We start from the raw sequence: 18,246 nt of genomic DNA, 5'->3' as shown, positions 1-18,246 counted from the left end.
TAGTGAGAACTTATTCAATTAGCGCTTTTTTCAATGAAGCCAGATTATCTTCCATAAGTGTAAAATATGTTTGATTTTCTGTTATATTTTCTTCTGTAAGGACCGATAAATTATGAAGCATTAACGGTTCTGCGCCGATTTCTTTTTGCAGAATTTCAGTCAGTCTTGAGCTGACATTCTGTTCAAAAAAGACGTATTTCAAGTCATGTTCTTTAGCTTCCGCAATGATTTTCTGCAGTTCTTTCTGAGTAGGCTCGCTGGAAGAATTTAAACCCGATACACTGATTTGATCTAAACCATATCGTTCTTCCCAATATCCATATGCTGCATGTGAAACAATGAATTCCTTATGCTCAGCATTTTGAACTGTCTGCTCAAAGTCATTATGGAGTTGGTCCAGCTCCTGGGCAAGCTCCAGATAATTCTGTTCAAACTGCTCCTTCTGCTCAGGCATCTGTTCAACTAAAGCATCTTTAATTGATTCAGCCAATTCTTTGGAGTATAAAGGATCCAGCCAAACATGGGGGTCGATATCTCCATGATTATGATCATGACCTTCTTCAGATTCTCCTTCATGTTCATGGCCATCTTCAGATTCAGCTCCGTGTTCATCAGCAGCATGTTCTTCTTCATGCTCAGCTTCATCAGCATGTTCTTCTTCTTCATGCGCAGGATCATGATTTTCATCTGAGTGAACAAACTCTATATTTTCTCCTGCTGCCACCATTTTAACTTTCTCATTTTTCAATGTTTCTTTTGCTTTTTCCACAAAGCCTTCAAGACCGAGTCCTATAAAAATAAAAAGATCAGAATCAGCCAGCTTCATCATATCTTTTTGTGATGGTTCAAAAGTATGTTCATCCGATCCGGGAGGATAGATGGTTTCCACTTCTATTGCTTCTCCTCCGATTCGTTCAGTAAAGTATTGAAGCGGATAAACTGTTGTATAAACTGTAGTTTTATTGCTGCTGTTATCCTCTGGCTTTTCATCTGTGCAGCCTGATAGAATAAGGATTAAGCCTAGCATAACTACTAAAAACTTCTTCTTCATTGTTTCTCCTCCTTTTTTAAAGCGTAGTTATTACGATTTAAAGCGCGGACTGTATTTTAAAAAATATTTATCTAGGGCAGTTAAGTGCCGAGTCAGCGTCCAAAATGATGAATAATACGTAATCATTACGATTTCCCTTAGTAATCTTACAAAATTTCCAGCCAAAAAGCAAGGATAAAAATTTGTTTGAAGCTTCTGCTTTATGTATCATAAATATAGAGGCCTGTTAAAGGTCATCATTAGTATTGACATCTTTTTGTCAAGTATTGCAGCATTTATGCCTGCTCAAAGTAAAGGAATACATAAAAGTCAGGGAGTGGAACAATTGAAACTTTTAGAAGAAATCTTAAACCATAACCAGCAGTTTGTTGAAGAAAAAAAGTATGAAGAGTTTGAAACAACGAAATTCCCTAATAAGAAAATGGTTATCTTGACTTGCATGGACACTCGTTTAGTGGAGCTTCTGCCAAAAGCGCTCAATGTAAGAAATGGTGATGTGAAAATTATCAAAAATGCGGGAGCTTTAGTAACACATCCGTTTGGAAGTATTATGAGGAGCATTTTAGTAGCTGTTTACCAGCTGCAGGCAAAAGAAGTGTTTGTTATTGGCCATCATGACTGCGGGATGAGCGGAATGAAGGCTGATGCAGTTGTCAGCAGCATGAAGGAGAGAGGCATTACGGAGGATGCATTGGACACGGTGACATACTCAGGAATCGCTGCAGAAGACTGGCTAAGAGGCTTTGAAAATGTAGAGGATAGTGTGTCCCATAGCGTCCATATGGTGAAAAAGCATCCATTGATGCCGGCAGATGTGCCTGTGCATGGGCTTGTTATTCATCCTGGCACAGGCAAGCTTGACCTGGTAGTGGACGGATACGAGGGTTAATTCTTTTTCTTTTTAGGCCATTCCTCAGGAACAAGGTCAACACCGCCCGGATGAAAGGGATGACATTTAAGGATCCGTTTTATAGTCAGCCATCCGCCCTTTAATGCGCCGAATCGCTTAACAGACTCCAGCCCATAATGGGAACATGTCGGATAAAACCGGCATGTTGGAGGCTTCAGCGGGGAAATCGCTATTTGATAGAAACGAAATATCGAAATCAATAATTTTTTAAACATGGCATTACCTTTCCTGGTTAAAACATATTTTCTTTTAAAATAACATATAATCGTGAAAACGTCATAATTTTCATATTAATTTGATGAATTTAGTCGGATATTGCGTTATAATAAAAGGAAAACTTTAGGGGAGTGTTTTAAATGCCTTCAGTAGAAAGTTTCGAATTGGACCACAATGCTGTTAAAGCTCCATACGTGAGGCACTGCGGTGTCCATAAAGTGGGAAGTGACGGATTAGTCAACAAGTTTGATATCCGTTTCTGTCAGCCAAATAAGCAGGCGATGAAGCCGGATGTCATTCACACACTTGAGCATCTGCTCGCTTTTAATATCCGTACACATGCTGAGAGATATGATCATTTTGATATTATTGATATTTCCCCGATGGGTTGCCAGACAGGCTATTATTTAGTGGTTAGCGGCGAGCCGTCAGTTGAAGAAATAATCGATCTGCTTGAAGCTACAATGCAAGATGCGGTTGAAATAACCGAGATTCCTGCTGCAAATGAGAAGCAATGCGGACAGGCAAAGCTTCATGACCTTGAAGGCGCAAAACGTCTTATGAGATTCTGGCTGAATCAATCGAAGGGTGAATTGAAACAGGTTTTTGCATAATGAAAACGGGCTGATTATTCAGCCCGTTTTTATAATAAGATAAGTATTTTGTACGTCGATAACTGCATTTCTTATAATATCGGCGATAAAAGTCTTGAAATGGATTCTTTTAATTTGATTTTTAAGGCTCTATTTCTGTAATCTTCTGCAGTCAGGTTAGTTGATAGCTGGGCATCTTCCTGAAAGCTCTCAGTCAGTTCTTTCGAAACGTCCTCATCATATATAAAGGCATTTACCTCAAAATTTAGCCTGAAGCTTCTAACATCTATATTCGCGGTTCCAACCGATGAAACTTTCTCGTCAACAATCAAGGTTTTTGCATGGATGAAGCCATTTTCATATATATAGATGTTCGCATTAGCTTTTAACATTTCCCCTATATAGGAGTAGGTTGCCCAATAAACAAACATATGGTCAGGTTTGTTCGGTACCATAATGTTCACTTCCACCCCTGATAATGCAGCTATTTTCAACGCATCCAGAAGACTTGCGTCCGGAATGAAATAGGGAGTTTGGATATAAATAGATTTACGGGCCGATGAAATCATTTTTATATACCCATTTTTAATCTGTTCCCATTCCGAATCAGGACCGCTGGTAACAATTTGCATCCCTACACTATCGCGAGACTCGGCCAGCGGAAAATACTCAGGAGCATAGTAAATATCATGGCGATGCGAAGCCTGGTTCCAGTCGAGGATAAAGCGGGTCTGCAGGGAATGGACAGCACTCCCTCTAATTCTTAAATGAGTATCACGCCAATACCCAAACTTTGGATTTAGCCCGAGATATTCATCTCCGACATTAAACCCGCCAACATATCCAATTCGGCCGTCAATAATGGCAATCTTGCGATGGTTCCGGTAATTAATTCTCAAGTTGATAAAGTGCAGCCGGGAAGGGAAAAAGGCTTCAATTTCCCCTCCTGCCGCAATCAGCTCTTTAAACACCCTTTTATGCAGGCTTCTTGAGCCCAGTTCATCATAGAGAAGCCTTACTTTTACGCCTTCCCTTGCCTTTTCCGTCAAAAGATTGATTAAGCTTTTCCCCAGATTATCTCTCTTGAAGATATAATATTGGAGATGGATGTGATCGGCTGCATTTTTGATATCCTCCACAAGCGAATTGAACTTCTCTTTCCCATCTGTGAAAATCCTGACCTCGTTGTCCTGGGTCAATACCGAATCATTATTGACAAGATGCATATATATAAGATCCTTGGAGTTTTTAATTATGTTATTTCGAAAATGGAAATCCTTTTCCTTGATTCCTCTGATTTGATTGTTCAGCAGTTCATCAATTCCAATTTTTTTGCGGTCTTCCCATTGGAACATCTTTCTTCTGGTTAAATTCTGCCCAAAGAAGAGGTACATGAAAAAACCAAGAAGAGGAATAAAGAATAAAACCATGAGCCATGCCCATGTGGCACCTGCATCTCTTCGCTCCAGAAAGATAACAAATACAGCCAGGATAATATTTAATACTAGAAATACTGTAAGCATCATGGAGTTTATATCCATCTCAATGTCCTCTCCACATATATATTATTTCCGTCCATTTAAAAGGAAAACCTCCGGCTATACGGAGGCTGTATATATAATAGCGTATGCTTATGAACGGTTTTGGTTATCCTCTTGTTCTTCTTTAGCCTCTTTTTGTCCCTGCTCACTGTCAGGAAGCGGATCAGCTGGGTCTACCGTATGCTTGAATTGGTAAGCTTTTGAAGTGGTAATGACGCTTAAAAGCAGTACCACGATCACAATGATAATCGATATGACTAATACCGTATACATGTTTCTCCCCCTTTTCTCTCAATATTTTACCATGAAAGCAGCTCTTTCATGAAAGATTTCGCTATGGCCAAGGTACAGGTTTGATTTTTGCTATTGTGGGTAATCTATTGTTGGGAGGATGATTTATATGAGTAAAGAATTAGTAAAAGCTGTTAACCAGCAAGTAGCAAACTGGACAGTTCTATATGTAAAGCTTCACAATTACCACTGGTATATTAAAGGGAAAAACTTTTTTACCCTTCATGCAAAATTTGAAGAACTTTATAATGAAGCCAACGTACATGTTGATGAACTGGCTGAGAGAATCCTGGCTCTTGAGGCCAAGCCTGTTGCGACTATGAAGGAAGTTCTAGAGACCAGTTCTCTCGAAGAAGCGACAGGAAAAGAAAATGAAGAACAGATGGTCCAATCTGTCGTTGATGACTTTGAAAAAATGGTGGACGAGCTTCAGGAAGCAATTGAGCTTGCAGACGAAGCCAAAGATGAAGGAACAGGCGACATGCTGATTGCAGTAAAGCAAAGCTTAAAGAAACATATTTGGATGCTAAAAGCATACCTTGGCTAATAAACAAAGACTGGCTGGAAAGCTGGTCTTTTTGTATGCAAAAAGAAATGGAGGGAGCACCTTCGTGACAAACCTAAACCGGGTGCTTCCTTTGTGCTTACCCCCTGCTTGTAGGCGATGGAGGTGGGCAATAAAACAAAAAGCGGCTTATCGCCGCCTTAAATAATATGGATAGATAATAATTCGGATATGTATAGTTTAGTGTATATTGCGGTGATGAATGATCGGGCTTCTGCGCTGGCCGTAATTCTCACTGGCAAATTTCCCTTTCAAGCTCTCAATCAGATAAAGCCCCATTAAATCATATAATTCCTGATTATCAAGATCCTTGATGATATTCAGCAGGTCTTCTCTGTCCATTTCTTCTAAGAAGGCAAAAGCGAGCATATCGATATCCTCTTCATCACCTGTCAGCTTATTCCTGTATAGTTCATATAGCTCATCAATCAGTTTCATGATAACACCTCCTTAAAAATTCTCCTGTTTTATTTAGTATACTTAATTTAATACCCCTGATGCAGGAAAATATTCACCGCAGATAAATTGAGAAGCTGTTTCTCAATTATTTAACTTAGTATATGTAAGCTTATGAAGAATGATCGTAATTTCGTATAATTTTATCATAAAAGTGGGATACGATAACTATAGAAATGAAAAAGTAATGATATTTATGATAAAGCAGCCGGTGTTGAAGCTGCGTCCGCAGGAATGAACAAAAAAGGGGCTGACATGATTGGAAGGGAATAAAAAGACGTATTATGTAACGCTTGGTTCTGGGGAGATTTCACAAAGTGCCACTGGCTCAACATGGAATTTTAAAATAGATGCAACAGATGATGAAATCATTGCCTTAAGAGAATATTTTGATCAGAACTATTCAACTGAGTGGCAGAATTTTTACAGAGCCCATGTTCCTTATGTTCAATACCATTATGACCGTGAAAATGATGCGTATGATGATACAATGAAGAAAATATATGGAATGATTTATGAACTTGGAGATGATGAAGCAAGAAAGCATATTGAAAGCATGGGGATCCTCACCGAAGAGGAACATAAATAAGAAAACGGAAGCGCCTTGCTCCCGACACCTCGGTGGGGCAATCTGGAAATCTCTTGAAGTGCCAAGTAATATATACTGTAGTATAAAAAAGCTGAGGCGGATGCCTCAGCTTTTCTAATTCTACATTTCCATTTCTACAGCTGTATCAAGAACTTCCTGCGGAACAGCAATAGCCTCAACCTTATTGTAGTTTGCGTATTGGCCGTTCATGTTCTGCTTCATGGAGATGGTCTGGCCTTCAGCCGTGATTTCCATTTCCATAATCATATTCAGCACACTTGGATAAAAAGTTTCTTTATCAATTACGATTTCGTATTCCACGCCGTTAATTTTCATGTTATCAAGCATTTCTCCATTGGCGGCCAGTTCAGGCGGGAGTGTTTCTGCTGCTGTTTCCTTCACAAAGTCATTGAATTTTTCTCCATCGGCTTTCAATTTTAGGATATAGCTTTTTGCGTTCTGTTCAAACGTAAAGTCGTCCACGAACTCCTGCAATTTCTTTAGTTCTTCACCAGGATTCGTCTGCTGACTGGACATTTGAAGCAAATCGTCCGACATTTCTTTAGGGAACTTCATCCACTGCTTACCGGCGGCGTCATAAAGGAACATGCCTTCTTCAGTAAAATAGCTTTCGATATCATATGACTCTTCTGTGCCGTCCATCGACATTGTCATCTTTTGGTAGAAGGCCATTGGATCTGTTGTAACATCCATGTCAATGACAGAATCGATATTCATATTTTCCCCTTCAGTGCCTGAACTCATTTCCTGGCTCATATCCATATTTACGGAGAAGCTTTTAAGCTCTTCTGAAGCCTCGGTTGATTTCGTTAAAACTTCCTCCAGTGTCAATTCTGAAGCTTCTTCTGCTTTGGTTTCTTCCTTGTCTGTGCCGCCATCAGATTCATTTACAGGTTTGGCTGTCTCACTGCATGCAGCCAGCATTAGAATCATTAAGAAACCAGTAAGGATTGCAAGGGACTTTTTCAAGGTATACACTCCTCTATTTGGGTTAGTCAGCTAATTTTACGGGGGAAAAAGGAAAAAGTTTCAAAAATATGTAATTCGATACTTTTGGCCCATTAGTTTTTAAATAAATAATTAACCTTTATAATGATATCAACAGAATTTTATTATCGAGTGAGGGAAAAGTATGGAAACCTTTTTGGATGCGAACGGCGGGGAAGTGAAATTTTCTTTTAATAAAAGAGCTTTTGGAACAGAGCCAAGACATGTTCTGGTCATTTGCCGCTATGGCGATCAATGGCTGCTGACGAATCATAAAAAGCGGGGGTGGGAATTTCCGGGCGGTAAGAGAGAACAGGGTGAGTCTCTTGATGAGGCAGCCAGAAGAGAGGTTTATGAGGAAACAGGAGCAGACCTAGAGAATTTACATTTTATTGGTGAATATGAAGTAAACTTGGGAACGGAGAGTTTTGTCAAAGCTATTTTTTTCGCAGAGGTGAAAAGCCTTAACAAAACGGATCAATATTTTGAAACAGACGGTCCCATCCTGACAGGGGGAAACCTGCTGGAAGACAGGTGGAACAGTCAATACAGTTTTATCATGAAGGATAAAGTGGTTGAAAGATGCCTCGAAAAAATCATGAAGGAAAAGTAAAAAACGGCAATGCACTGTGCCGTTTTTTTAAGATCCATTTTTAATCAGTTTTCGCTCGAGAAGTTCGACCAGCTGATACATCACTGTTGCAAAAACAGCAATTACCAGCAATGACAGCATGACAAGGGTGAAGTTGAATACTTGGAAGCCGTAAATAATCATGTATCCGAGACCTTTTGAGGATACGAGGAATTCGCCGACAATGACTCCGACCCATGATAGCCCGACATTCACCTTTAAAGTGGAGATGATGGTTGGGAATGACGCAGGCAAAATGGCTTCTCTGAAGATTTGAAAACGATTTGCCCCAAAGGTCTGAAGCACTTTAATATAATTGGGGTCTACTTCTTTGAAAGATGTATACACGACAATGGTTGTGATGATGATGGAAATAATCGCCCCCATGGCTACGATTGATGTAAAACTGGGGCCCAATGCGACGATTAATATCGGGCCAAGAGCAACCTTTGGCATTGAATTCAGAACAACCAAATAGGGATCCGCAATTTTTGATAGCATCGGTGACCACCAGAGAATGGCTGCAAGCAGTGTGCCTAAAAAAGTGCCCAAAATGAATCCAAATACGGTTTCTGACAAAGTATAGCCTAAATCCACCATCAAGGTACCATCCTGGATTTTGGTTAAAAATAACCCCCATACTTTAGAAGGCGAACTGAAAATCAGCGGGTCAATCCATTGCTTTTGGCTTGCAAGCTCCCACCCTGAAAAAAACACGATAAAGATGACAGCCTGATAGAAGCGGACCCATTTTTTTTCACGGTTCAACGACTGGATATATTTCTGGTGGAGGAATTTAACGTTCTCCTGCGGGCTCAAGGGATTCCAGCTCCTTCCATATAGTTTGAAAAATTGCTGGATATGCTTCATGATTCCTTGCGTTAAAAGGGGTTTCATCTCTTAATTCTTTTGGTATTACAAACGTTTTATGAAGCTGTCCGGGCCTTGCGGAAAAGAGAAAAACACGATCACTCATGCTGATTGCCTCACCAATATCATGGGTAACCAGTATGGCTGTTTTACCGAATAATTTAAGCGTATTAGAGACCAAATCCTCAAGCTTCAGCTTGGTCTGATAATCTAATGCGGAAAAGGGTTCATCAAGCATGAGCAGCTTTGGTTCAGTTGCAAGCGTTCTTACAAGGGCAACACGCTGGCGCATTCCGCCTGAAAGCTGCTTTGGAAATTGTGACTCTACACCTTTTAATCCCATCTCTTTAAGGAGCTGCAGTGCATAAGCTTTTTTGTCGGGAGTAAGGCTGTTCCCGATTTTCAGCCCCAGCAGGATATTTTCTTCAATCGTTTTCCAAGGAAAAAGATAATCCTGCTGCAGCATATAGCCCATCTCATTTTCTGCCGTTTCAACCTGCTTTCCTTCAAGTGTTACAGTGCCTTCTGTGGGTTCAAACAGGCCTGCAATGATGGAAAGCAAAGTTGTCTTGCCGCATCCGCTTGGGCCGAGAAAGGAAACAAATTCTCCTTCCTCCACTTCAAGCGAAATATCGGAGAGGGCCGTGACAGCAGAGGTTTTGGTAAAATAAGTGTGGTGGACAGCATCTACCTTTAGAAAATTCATGTCGGCCTCCTCTTTCGTTTATTTATTTATTTATTTATTTATTCCATTACACCTTCAGCGATTTCTGTGTTGACAAGTGTGTCATGCTCTATGCGCTTAGGGAGCTCTCCTGCTTCGTCCATGATGTTTTGCAGGTTTTCCCATTCTTCAGTGTCCAGAATAGGATCTGTGGCAAATGACCCCTGACTCTTGTAGCGGTCCACTACCATTTCAATGACGCCGAGCTCAGTATTGTCAAAATAGCCGTGAATGGCTTCAGCCGTCTCTTTCGCACTGTGTGTCTCAACCCATTGCTGAGCTTTATAGATTGCTCTTGTAAATTTCTCAACTGTCTCTTTATTTTCATCAATATAGCTTTGTTTCGTCATGAATGTGGTATATGGTACATGTCCGGATTCGGTTCCAAAAGAAGCAACAATATATCCTTTGCCTTCTTTTTCAAAGACACTTGCAGTAGGTTCAAACAGCTGAACAAACTCGCCTGTTCCTGAAGCGAAGGCCGGAGCGATATTGGCATAATCAATATTTTGAATCAAATCCATATCTGCGTGAGGATCAATTCCGTGTTTTTTCAAAACAAATTCGCCAACCATCTGCGGCATGCCGCCTTTACGCTGGCCAAGGAATGTTTGGCCTTTCAGCATATCCCAGGAAAAATTGTCGATTTTATTGCGGGAAACTAAAAATGTTCCGTCTGTCTGGGTTAGCTGTGCAAAGTTGATTACCGGGTCATTGGAGCCCTGTGCAGATACGTAAATCGATGTTTCAGAGCCAACAAGCGCCACATCAGCGCTGTCTGAAAGCAAGGCTGTCATCGTTTTATCCCCGCCTGCTGTAGTCGTGAGCTCTACTTTAAGCCCTTCTTCTTCAAAGAAACCTTTTTCAAGGGCTACATATTGCGGAGCATAGAAGATGGAACGTGTCACTTCGGCAATACGCACGTTTTGCATTTCATCCTTGCCGCAAGCGGCCAAAGGAACAATAAGTATCGCTGTAAGCAAAAGAAGTATGCTTACTTTCATCCATTTTTTCATAAGCCATAAGACCTCCCTTATGCTAAAAAAGTCAGATTTAAAAACCTAGGATATCGTATGAAAATCGAAAAAATGTGTGAATGCCCATGGAAACATTTTTAGGCGGAGGTCATGAAGCTCATACTATTAGTCGTATTCAGATTTACTTCAGGAGGGGGATGAGGACATGGAATTCCAAAATGGACAAATTATAAATAAACAGAGATTTCCTTCGCCAAATCCGGCAATCGAATTATCTGTTGTCACGTATCATGCAAATGGATTACATATAAAAGGCCTGCTGGCAGAGCCAAAGGGGGAGGAGCTGTATGATGGATTCCTATACCTGAGAGGTGGGATAAAAAATGTCGGAAAAGTAAGGCCTTCCCGGATTGTCCAGTTTGCCTGTGAAGGCTTTATTGTATTCGCGCCTTTTTACAGAGGCAATCAAGGGGGAGATGGAAATGAAGATTTTGCAGGGGAGGACAGACAGGACGCGTTTGCCGGTTTCACTCTTCTTCAGGAGCATGACCGGGTAAAAAGGGTCCATATATTTGGCTTTTCCCGCGGTGGTGTAATGGCATTGCTTACTGCAATCGAGTTTCCGGAAGCTGCGTCCATTGTAACATGGGGAGGGGTCAGTGATATGTTTCTCACTTATGTGGAGCGCAAGGATCTTCGGAGAATGATGAAACGTGTAATAGGCGGAACCCCGACAAAGTTTCCGGAACGGTATAAATATCGCACCCCGCTTTTTCGATTGGAGAAGCTGCAGGCGCCTGTCTTAATCATCCATGGAGAACAGGATCATAATGTTTCGGTGGAGCATTCCTATCGCCTGGAAAAAAGGCTCAAGTCTCTAAATAAAGAAGTAGGCAGCTGGTATTTCCCTGAATATACCCACTACTTTCCGCCAGCCGTGAACCGGAAGACGGTAGAGGATTTAAGTGCGTGGATGAAAAGCAAGGGGTAGATAAAATTAAGGACTTTCAGAGCGGAAAAAGGTGGGGTAAAATAGAGGTAAGGATATTAAGAATGAAGGAGAGATACCGATGGGTATGCCTTTAGAGCTGAACACAATGATCGTGACAAAGGGAAGGGAAAAAAGACTTGATGAAAATTTCTTTTCACTTGTCAAAGACGGATACAGATTATATCCGCTGGATATCCCGGTCGAGGTAAAAAGAACAATAGACGGTGACCTGAATGGTATGGGTGTCATCAGAAAAGTGGAATGGGAAAACAGCCAGACACTCATTACTTACCAGCTTGTTTCCCTAAACTCAACAAACTAAAAGAGCGCCTGGACGTAGTCCGGCGTTTTTTTGTTCAAAGCTTTTCTGCAGAGTACAAGTGTGAAGTGCTTTAAAATGAGGGAAAGAGAAAGAAGCCCGAAAGGAACTAATAGGTGTGAATAGTGCCGGTGGGTGAGGGCAAGGCATCGCAAAGGGAACTAATCGATCAACGACTATAAGTCTAGAAACTTATTCGTTCGAGCGGACTGAATTACACAATAAAATATCAAAAAGGAATTACCGCTTTACGGCAATTCCTTTTCTGTATTATGCGATTGGTCCGCCTTTTTCTTCAATTTCAGAAGAAACGCTAGTGAATTTCTTAAAGTTTTCGCGGAATTTTGCAGCGAGTTCTTTTGCTTTTGCTTCATAAGCAGCCTGATCTGCCCATGTTTTATTTGGCTGAAGAACTTCGTCAGGCACACCCGTAACGTGCTGCGGAATTTCCAATCCAAAAATTTCGTCTTTGACTGTTTCAACGTTGTTTAGTTCGCCTTCAAGTGCCGCTTCCACCATAGCACGAGTGTAAGCAAGTTTCATGCGTTCACCTGCACCGTACTCTCCGCCAGTCCACCCTGTGTTTACAAGGAAGACTTTTGCATTATGCTCATCGATCTTCTCGCCAAGCATTTCAGCATAACGGTTTGCAGGAAGCGGAAGGAAAGGTGATCCAAAGCAAGTTGAGAACGTTGCCTGCGGTGAAGTAATGCCGCGCTCAGTTCCTGCAAGCTTGGAAGTATAGCCGCTTAAGAAATGGTACATTGCCTGCTCTTTTGACAGTTTAGAGATTGGAGGCAATACGCCAAATGCGTCAGCTGTTAAAAATACGATTGTATTAGGATGTCCGGCAATGCTTGGATCAACGATATTATCGATGGCCTGAAGCTGGTATGCCGCACGTGTATTTTCAGTTAAAGTGCTGTCATCGTAATCAGCAACCCGAGTTTCGCTGTTTACCACCACATTTTCCAATACAGCCCCAAAGCGGATAGCATCAAAAATTTGCGGTTCTTTCTCGCGGGATAAGTTAATGCATTTCGCATAGCAGCCGCCTTCGATATTGAAAACACCATTTGCCGACCAGCCATGCTCGTCATCCCCAATCAGCTTGCGGTTAGGGTCTGCAGATAAGGTTGTTTTCCCTGTTCCGGATAAGCCGAAGAATAAAGCGACATCTCCTTCACGACCAACGTTTGCGGAACAGTGCATCGGAAGAATCCCGTTTTCTGGAAGCATATAGTTCATCACAGAGAAAATGGATTTTTTCATTTCGCCTGCATATTCAGTACCGCCGATTAAAACAGTGCGGCGCTCGAATGAAATGATGATGAATGTTTCGGACTTTGTGCCGTCAACTGCAGGGTCAGCTTTGAAATTAGGAGCAGAAATGACTGTGAACTCTGCTTGATGATCCAATAGCTCGTCTTCTGCCGGACGAATGAATAATTGATGTGCGAAAAGATTGTGCCATGCATATTCATTAATTACCTGTATTGGCATGCGGTGCTTTTTATCGGCACCTGCGAAGCCTTTGAAAACAAATACTTCTTCTTTTTCTTTTAAGTAGTTGATTACTTTATTATAAAGATTAGAGAATGCTTCTTCAGAGATAGGCTGGTTTACGCTGCCCCAGTCCATTTTATCTTTATTTGATGCTTCTTCAACAATGTATTTATCTTTAGGAGAACGTCCTGTATACTTTCCTGTAGTAGCGCGTACGGCACCAGTAGAGGTAAGGGACCCTTCATTGCGGTTTAAAACTTTTTCGACAAGCTGAGGAACGGATAATTGCACTTGAATGTTGCTGCCATTTAATAATTCGCTCAATTCGTTTGATATGCTTACAGAGTTCATCTGATGAATACCTTCCTTTTTCCCGATTTTTTTATGAAAGTGATTACATCTCGAAATTAGTATAACACATTAAAACGATTAGTCTATACTATTACGAAACTTTTTTATTCATGTTATAAAAATGTCATAATTGGACATGTAATCCCATTTTAATCAACTTATAACTGATATATGTTAATATAGAAGAAAGTGTTAATTTTAACATGGGACTGATCTAAAATGAAGACAATTGCCCTCTATGATGAAACTTGTTCTTTATGCAAGGAAACAAAGAAGATATTTAATAAACTTGATTGGCTGAATAAAGTGGAATGGATTTCTCTGCAGGAGTATGAAAAAATCCCGGATTCCCTCTCGTTTTCCAAGATTGACTTGCGCAGAGAGCTTCATATTATTACTCCGGCGGGTGGCTTGAAAAAGGGTTATTCTGCAGTAAGGAGACTGCTGTTCCTCTTTCCTGCCTCCTTTTTAATTAGCCTCCTTTTATATCTCCCAATGACGCCAATACTGGGCGATCCGGTATATAAATGGATTGCTAAAAACAGGCATAAATTTCTAAAGAAAAAATGTGACGATGGAAGCTGTTCGCTGTAAGCATGGATTATAATTTTCAATGCTGAAATTTTACTGTGAAAAATAATGAAAACTTGTTGACATGATTCGCTAAAATACGGTATGATTCAACCTTGAACGGATACTCTCTTATCCCGAGCTGGTGGAGGGACAGGCCCTATGAAACCCAGCAACCTGCTAAAAGGCAATAATCAGCAAAGGTGCTAACCTGACGCAAGGACGTAATTCCTTGAACGATAAGAGTGAAAGGCGCGAATCGATTTGCTTTCAACCTTTTCACTATTGAGAAGGTTTTTTATTTTGCACAGGCAATGGGATGAACGGCTTTTGGAATGTACTATTTATGTGAGTTTTTAGCAGCTTGCAGAGATGCATAAGAAAAAACGGATGCCTGGCTTTCTGGCCAGCAATGCCTATTTTTCTAATAAAAACTCCATGTTTATTTCATACTACTAAGGGAATGAGTTCCGTATCAAACAGAGATCTATGAAATGATAGGGTAAAGTTATTTTCCGCTTCCCCATTTCTTAATTCTCGCTCAATTTTCTATTTATAAGGAGGAAGCCAGATGTCAACAAAGCGTCGTTTGTTTACTTCTGAATCAGTTACTGAAGGTCATCCGGATAAAATCTGTGACCAAATTTCTGATGCAATCTTAGATGCGATTTTAGCTAAAGATGCGAATGCCCGTGTTGCTGCAGAGACTTCTGTAACAACTGGACTTGTATTAGTTGCAGGTGAAATCACAACATCTACATACGTAGATATTCCAAAAATCGTTCGTGAAACGGTAAAAGAAATCGGTTATACCCGTGCTAAATATGGTTTCGATTCCGAAACATGTGCAGTTTTAACTTCCATTGATGAGCAGTCAGCAGATATTGCAATGGGTGTTGACCAGGCCCTTGAAGCACGGGAAGGACAAATGAGCGATCAGGAGATTGAAGCAATCGGTGCAGGGGACCAGGGCTTAATGTTCGGTTTTGCCTGCAACGAAACGAAAGAGCTAATGCCTCTTCCGATTTCTTTAGCACATAAACTTTCCCGCCGCCTGACTGAAGTTCGTAAAGAAGAAATCCTTCCTTACCTTCGTCCGGACGGAAAAACTCAGGTAACGGTTGAGTATGATGAAAATGACAAGCCAATCCGCATTGACACAATCGTTATTTCTACTCAGCATCACCCTGAGATCAGCCTGGAGCAAATCCAGCGCAATCTTAAGGAACATGTTATTAACCCGGTTGTTCCAAAGGAATTAATTGATGAGAATACGAAATACTTCATTAACCCAACAGGACGTTTTGTAATCGGCGGACCTCAAGGGGATGCAGGCCTGACCGGCCGCAAAATCATTGTTGATACTTATGGTGGATATGCCCGACATGGCGGAGGCGCGTTCTCCGGTAAGGATCCTACAAAGGTTGACCGCTCCGCTGCTTATGCTGCTCGTTATGTAGCGAAGAACCTTGTAGCAGCAGGTTTAGCAGAAAAAGTTGAAGTTCAGCTTGCTTATGCAATTGGTGTAGCACAGCCTGTGTCGATTTCAGTTGATACATTCGGAACAGGCAAAGTGGAAGAAGATGTACTAGTTGATCTAGTAAGAAAACATTTTGATCTTCGCCCTGCAGGAATTATTAACATGCTTGGCCTTCGCCGCCCAATTTACAAGCAGACAGCTGCTTACGGACATTTCGGACGTACAGATGTTGATCTTCCTTGGGAGCGTACGGACAAAGCCGAAATCCTTCGTTCTGAAGCTTAATAAATAAAAAGCGGGAGTTGCATTAATCAATGTAACTCCCGCTTTCTTTTTTGCGTCATTATACATAAAGGGTGTTTATTCACTTTTCGGTCTTTATGCTCTTTAGTCGTTTATAATTTTATGTTATCGTATAAACTTCGGATAATGGCTTAATTTTCCGCACATATTTTTTTTATTATCCACGTGCTAATTATAAATGATTAGTGGTAGTATTATAGGGTATGTTTTCTAAGACAAAGGAGCCGTTAAGGCTGTATCTAAATATTGAGAAAAGAATGGAGTAGGTGACGTACATAATGTGTGGCTTTATTGGTTGTGTACATGAAAAAGCACAAAATTACCGTGACGCAGATAAAGAACAATTTCAAAATATGAATGATATCATTACCCATCGGGGTCCGGATGATTCAGGATACTATTTTGATGATCATATTCAATTCGGCTTTCGCCGGTTGAGCATTATCGATATTGAAAGCGGACACCAGCCGCTGACTTACGAGAATGAGCGTTATTGGATTATCTTTAATGGTGAAATCTATAACTATGTGGAACTTCGTGAAGAACTTCTCAAAGCTGGCTTAAGCTTTGAAACAAGCTCCGATACAGAAGTGATAATTGCCCTTTACAGCCATATGAAAGAAAAGGCTGTTGAAAAATTACGCGGCATGTTTGCATTTGTCATTTGGGATAAACAGGAGCAGTCACTATATGGAGCCAGAGATCCATTTGGGATTAAGCCTTTCTTTTATTACGATAAGGGAGACCGCACGTTCTTTGGATCAGAGAAAAAGAGCATTCTTTTGGCGCTTCAGAATGATGTATTAAACTATGACTCCCTCCAGCATTATCTGACCTATCAGTTTGTGCCTGAGCCAAACACGATGTCAGAGGGAATCCATAAGCTGGAGCCTGGTCATTATTTTACTAAAAAAATTGGTGCTCCGATGGATATTAAGCGATATTGGAAAGCTGCTTTCCATCCAGTGCAGAAGTCAGAAGCTGATTTCACGAAAGAAATAAGAGATGTTTTGTTCGACTCAGTCAAGATGCATATGCGTGCCGATGTTCCGGTAGGTTCATTCCTTTCAGGCGGAATTGATTCTTCCATCATTGCTTCCATTGCGAAAGAATTCCATCCTGCAATTAAAACATTCTCTGTCGGATTTGAACGCAATGGCTTCAGCGAGGTGGATGTAGCGAAAGAAACAGCTGAAAAGCTGGGTGTCGAAAACATCAGCTACATCATAACTCCTGAGGAATACATGAATGAGATTCCGAGAATCATGTGGCATATGGACGATCCGCTTGCTGACCCGGCTTGTGTGCCCCTTTATTTTGTGGCAAGAGAAGCAAGAAAACATGTAACGGTTGTACTTTCAGGTGAGGGAGCCGATGAGCTATTTGGCGGCTATAATATTTACCGCGAACCACAATCCCTGGAAGTCTTCAATAAAATTCCTGCTATAGGCAAAAAGCTTCTTCGCATGATTGCTAACATGATGCCAGAGGGAATGAAGGGGAAAAGCTTTATCGAACGCGGTGTAACGCCAATGGAAGAGCGCTACATTGGAAATGCAAAAATGTTTACAGAGCAAGAGAAGCGCAGCCTGCTTCATGTATATAAAGACAGCTTAAATTATACGGATATCACTAAACCGCTATATGAAGAAAGCCGCGGCTATGATCCGGTTGACCGCATGCAGTATATCGATATTCATACGTGGATGCGCGGAGACATTCTATTGAAAGCGGACAAAATGACGATGGCTCATTCTCTCGAGCTTCGTGTTCCGTTCCTTGATAAAGAAGTGTTTGAAGTGGCTTCCAAAATACCGACCAGCCTGAAAACGGCAAATGGAACTACGAAGTATATTCTTCGCAAAGCTGCTGAAGGAGTCGTTCCAGACCATGTGCTGAATCGCAAGAAGCTTGGATTCCCTGTGCCAATCCGCCACTGGCTGAAAGACGAGATGAATGAATGGGCGAAAAATATCATTCGTGAAAGCAGCACAGATCATCTAATTAATAAAGATTACGTATTGCAGCTGCTTGAAGACCATTGTCAGGATAAAGCGGACAACAGCCGCAAAATCTGGACAGTTCTGATGTTCATGGTTTGGCATCAGGTATATGTGGAGAAAAAGTATTCTTTTGAAAAAGAGTATTTGTTAAATAAAGACTTGCAGCCACTTAAAGGCTAAAATAAAAACGTCCATCTGGTGAAAATTGAACTATACCCCGATTTACGGACAGTTTAAAAAGCGCCTATGCGGCTAGTAAATGGCCCCGGTATTGCTCCGGGGTCATTTTATTTAAGCCCCA

At 41.1% G+C, this 18,246-nt stretch carries 20 protein-coding genes and 1 riboswitch; of the genes, 10 read left to right on the top strand and 10 right to left on the bottom strand.

Annotation, left to right across the window (positions count from 1 at the left end; genetic code table 11):
- Positions 1 to 10 precede the first annotated feature (10 nt).
- Entirely contained in the window at positions 11 to 1,051 is a 1,041-nt protein-coding gene (locus DFO72_RS26900) for a metal ABC transporter solute-binding protein, Zn/Mn family (RefSeq protein WP_113885564.1), read from the bottom strand.
- Between the two features lie 325 nt (positions 1,052 to 1,376).
- Here DFO72_RS26900 and DFO72_RS26895 point away from each other — a divergent pair, with 325 nt between their 5' ends.
- The gene (locus DFO72_RS26895; RefSeq protein WP_113885584.1) at positions 1,377 to 1,940 is read left to right on the top strand and encodes a beta-class carbonic anhydrase; all 564 of its coding nucleotides are present in this window, start codon (positions 1,377 to 1,379) and stop codon (positions 1,938 to 1,940) included.
- On the opposite strand, the gene yidD is transcribed toward DFO72_RS26895, so the two are convergent.
- Positions 1,937 to 2,176 (bottom strand): membrane protein insertion efficiency factor YidD, encoded by a 240-nt coding sequence (yidD, locus tag DFO72_RS26890; protein WP_113885563.1) that lies wholly within the window; start codon positions 2,174 to 2,176, stop codon positions 1,937 to 1,939. The two genes, DFO72_RS26895 and yidD, sit on opposite strands and share 4 nt — an antisense overlap.
- A 141-nt stretch (positions 2,177 to 2,317) precedes the next feature.
- Between yidD and DFO72_RS26885 the strand changes: the two genes are divergently transcribed.
- Positions 2,318 to 2,791 (top strand): S-ribosylhomocysteine lyase, encoded by a 474-nt coding sequence (locus tag DFO72_RS26885; protein ID WP_113885562.1) that lies wholly within the window; start codon positions 2,318 to 2,320, stop codon positions 2,789 to 2,791.
- Positions 2,792 to 2,862: 71 nt separating this feature from the next.
- Here DFO72_RS26885 and cls read toward each other — a convergent pair whose 3' ends face one another.
- Both cls and ytzI read right to left on the bottom strand, forming a co-directional pair.
- Positions 2,863 to 4,311: a cardiolipin synthase gene (gene cls / locus DFO72_RS26880; RefSeq protein WP_113885561.1), complete on the bottom strand. Its 1,449-nt coding sequence runs from the start codon at positions 4,309 to 4,311 to the stop codon at positions 2,863 to 2,865.
- A gap of 90 nt (positions 4,312 to 4,401) precedes the next feature.
- A complete protein-coding gene (ytzI, locus tag DFO72_RS26875; protein ID WP_113885560.1) occupies positions 4,402 to 4,584 on the bottom strand; it encodes a YtzI protein in 183 nt (60 codons plus the stop codon).
- Between the two features lie 127 nt (positions 4,585 to 4,711).
- Between ytzI and DFO72_RS26870 the strand changes: the two genes are divergently transcribed.
- The gene (locus DFO72_RS26870; protein ID WP_113885559.1) at positions 4,712 to 5,149 is read left to right on the top strand and encodes a Dps family protein; all 438 of its coding nucleotides are present in this window, start codon (positions 4,712 to 4,714) and stop codon (positions 5,147 to 5,149) included.
- 198 nt (positions 5,150 to 5,347) lie between these two features.
- On the opposite strand, the gene DFO72_RS26865 is transcribed toward DFO72_RS26870, so the two are convergent.
- Positions 5,348 to 5,605, bottom strand: a complete 258-nt coding sequence (locus DFO72_RS26865) for a DUF6154 family protein (protein ID WP_035330414.1) — start codon at positions 5,603 to 5,605, stop codon at positions 5,348 to 5,350.
- Between the two features lie 277 nt (positions 5,606 to 5,882).
- Here DFO72_RS26865 and DFO72_RS26860 point away from each other — a divergent pair, with 277 nt between their 5' ends.
- Positions 5,883 to 6,212 carry a hydrolase gene (locus tag DFO72_RS26860; RefSeq protein ID WP_113885558.1) on the top strand — a complete coding sequence of 110 codons (330 nt, stop codon included), beginning with the start codon at positions 5,883 to 5,885 and terminating at the stop codon, positions 6,210 to 6,212.
- 120 nt (positions 6,213 to 6,332) lie between these two features.
- Here DFO72_RS26860 and DFO72_RS26855 read toward each other — a convergent pair whose 3' ends face one another.
- Positions 6,333 to 7,211 carry a DUF6612 family protein gene (locus DFO72_RS26855; RefSeq protein WP_113885557.1) on the bottom strand — a complete coding sequence of 293 codons (879 nt, stop codon included), beginning with the start codon at positions 7,209 to 7,211 and terminating at the stop codon, positions 6,333 to 6,335.
- 154 nt (positions 7,212 to 7,365) lie between these two features.
- On the opposite strand from DFO72_RS26855, the gene ytkD reads away from it, so the two are divergent.
- Positions 7,366 to 7,833, top strand: a complete 468-nt coding sequence (ytkD, locus tag DFO72_RS26850; protein WP_113885556.1) for an RNA deprotection pyrophosphohydrolase — start codon at positions 7,366 to 7,368, stop codon at positions 7,831 to 7,833.
- A gap of 27 nt (positions 7,834 to 7,860) precedes the next feature.
- On the opposite strand, the gene DFO72_RS26845 is transcribed toward ytkD, so the two are convergent.
- The 3 genes from DFO72_RS26845 to DFO72_RS26835 are packed head-to-tail and all read right to left on the bottom strand — an operon-like array spanning position 7,861 to position 10,461.
- Positions 7,861 to 8,670, bottom strand: a complete 810-nt coding sequence (locus DFO72_RS26845; RefSeq protein WP_009333392.1) for an ABC transporter permease — start codon at positions 8,668 to 8,670, stop codon at positions 7,861 to 7,863.
- Positions 8,648 to 9,427, bottom strand: a complete 780-nt coding sequence (locus tag DFO72_RS26840) for an ABC transporter ATP-binding protein (protein ID WP_113885555.1) — start codon at positions 9,425 to 9,427, stop codon at positions 8,648 to 8,650. The genes DFO72_RS26845 and DFO72_RS26840 overlap by 23 nt, the downstream gene beginning before the upstream one ends.
- Positions 9,428 to 9,465: 38 nt before the next feature.
- Complete coding sequence (locus tag DFO72_RS26835; RefSeq protein ID WP_113885554.1) at positions 9,466 to 10,461, bottom strand: ABC transporter substrate-binding protein; 996 nt, start codon at positions 10,459 to 10,461, stop codon at positions 9,466 to 9,468.
- A gap of 166 nt (positions 10,462 to 10,627) precedes the next feature.
- Here DFO72_RS26835 and DFO72_RS26830 point away from each other — a divergent pair, with 166 nt between their 5' ends.
- Positions 10,628 to 11,413: an alpha/beta hydrolase family protein gene (locus DFO72_RS26830; RefSeq protein ID WP_113885553.1), complete on the top strand. Its 786-nt coding sequence runs from the start codon at positions 10,628 to 10,630 to the stop codon at positions 11,411 to 11,413.
- 79 nt (positions 11,414 to 11,492) lie between these two features.
- Entirely contained in the window at positions 11,493 to 11,735 is a 243-nt protein-coding gene (locus DFO72_RS26825) for a DUF2584 domain-containing protein (RefSeq protein WP_019383007.1), read from the top strand.
- Positions 11,736 to 12,002: 267 nt separating this feature from the next.
- Here the strand turns inward: DFO72_RS26825 and pckA are convergent, their stop codons facing one another.
- Positions 12,003 to 13,589, bottom strand: coding sequence for a phosphoenolpyruvate carboxykinase (ATP) (gene pckA, locus DFO72_RS26820; RefSeq protein WP_113885552.1), 1,587 nt, complete (start codon positions 13,587 to 13,589; stop codon positions 12,003 to 12,005).
- Between the two features lie 219 nt (positions 13,590 to 13,808).
- On the opposite strand from pckA, the gene DFO72_RS26815 reads away from it, so the two are divergent.
- The 3 genes from DFO72_RS26815 to asnB all read left to right on the top strand — a co-directional run bounded on the left by DFO72_RS26815 (position 13,809) and on the right by asnB (position 18,125).
- Positions 13,809 to 14,183 (top strand): thiol-disulfide oxidoreductase DCC family protein, encoded by a 375-nt coding sequence (locus DFO72_RS26815; protein ID WP_113885551.1) that lies wholly within the window; start codon positions 13,809 to 13,811, stop codon positions 14,181 to 14,183.
- Positions 14,184 to 14,288: 105 nt separating this feature from the next.
- Positions 14,289 to 14,405, top strand: a riboswitch (SAM riboswitch).
- A 325-nt stretch (positions 14,406 to 14,730) separates the two neighbouring features.
- Positions 14,731 to 15,924 (top strand): methionine adenosyltransferase, encoded by a 1,194-nt coding sequence (gene metK, locus DFO72_RS26810; RefSeq protein WP_113885550.1) that lies wholly within the window; start codon positions 14,731 to 14,733, stop codon positions 15,922 to 15,924.
- Positions 15,925 to 16,220: 296 nt separating this feature from the next.
- Entirely contained in the window at positions 16,221 to 18,125 is a 1,905-nt protein-coding gene (gene asnB, locus DFO72_RS26805) for an asparagine synthase (glutamine-hydrolyzing) (RefSeq protein WP_113885549.1), read from the top strand.
- The last annotated feature ends 121 nt before the right edge of the window (positions 18,126 to 18,246 follow it).

This window comes from Cytobacillus oceanisediminis, assembly GCF_004366035.1.
Taxonomy (GTDB): domain Bacteria; phylum Bacillota; class Bacilli; order Bacillales; family Cytobacillaceae; genus Cytobacillus; species Cytobacillus oceanisediminis_C.
This window is presented reverse-complemented; position numbering and strand designations above follow the sequence as displayed.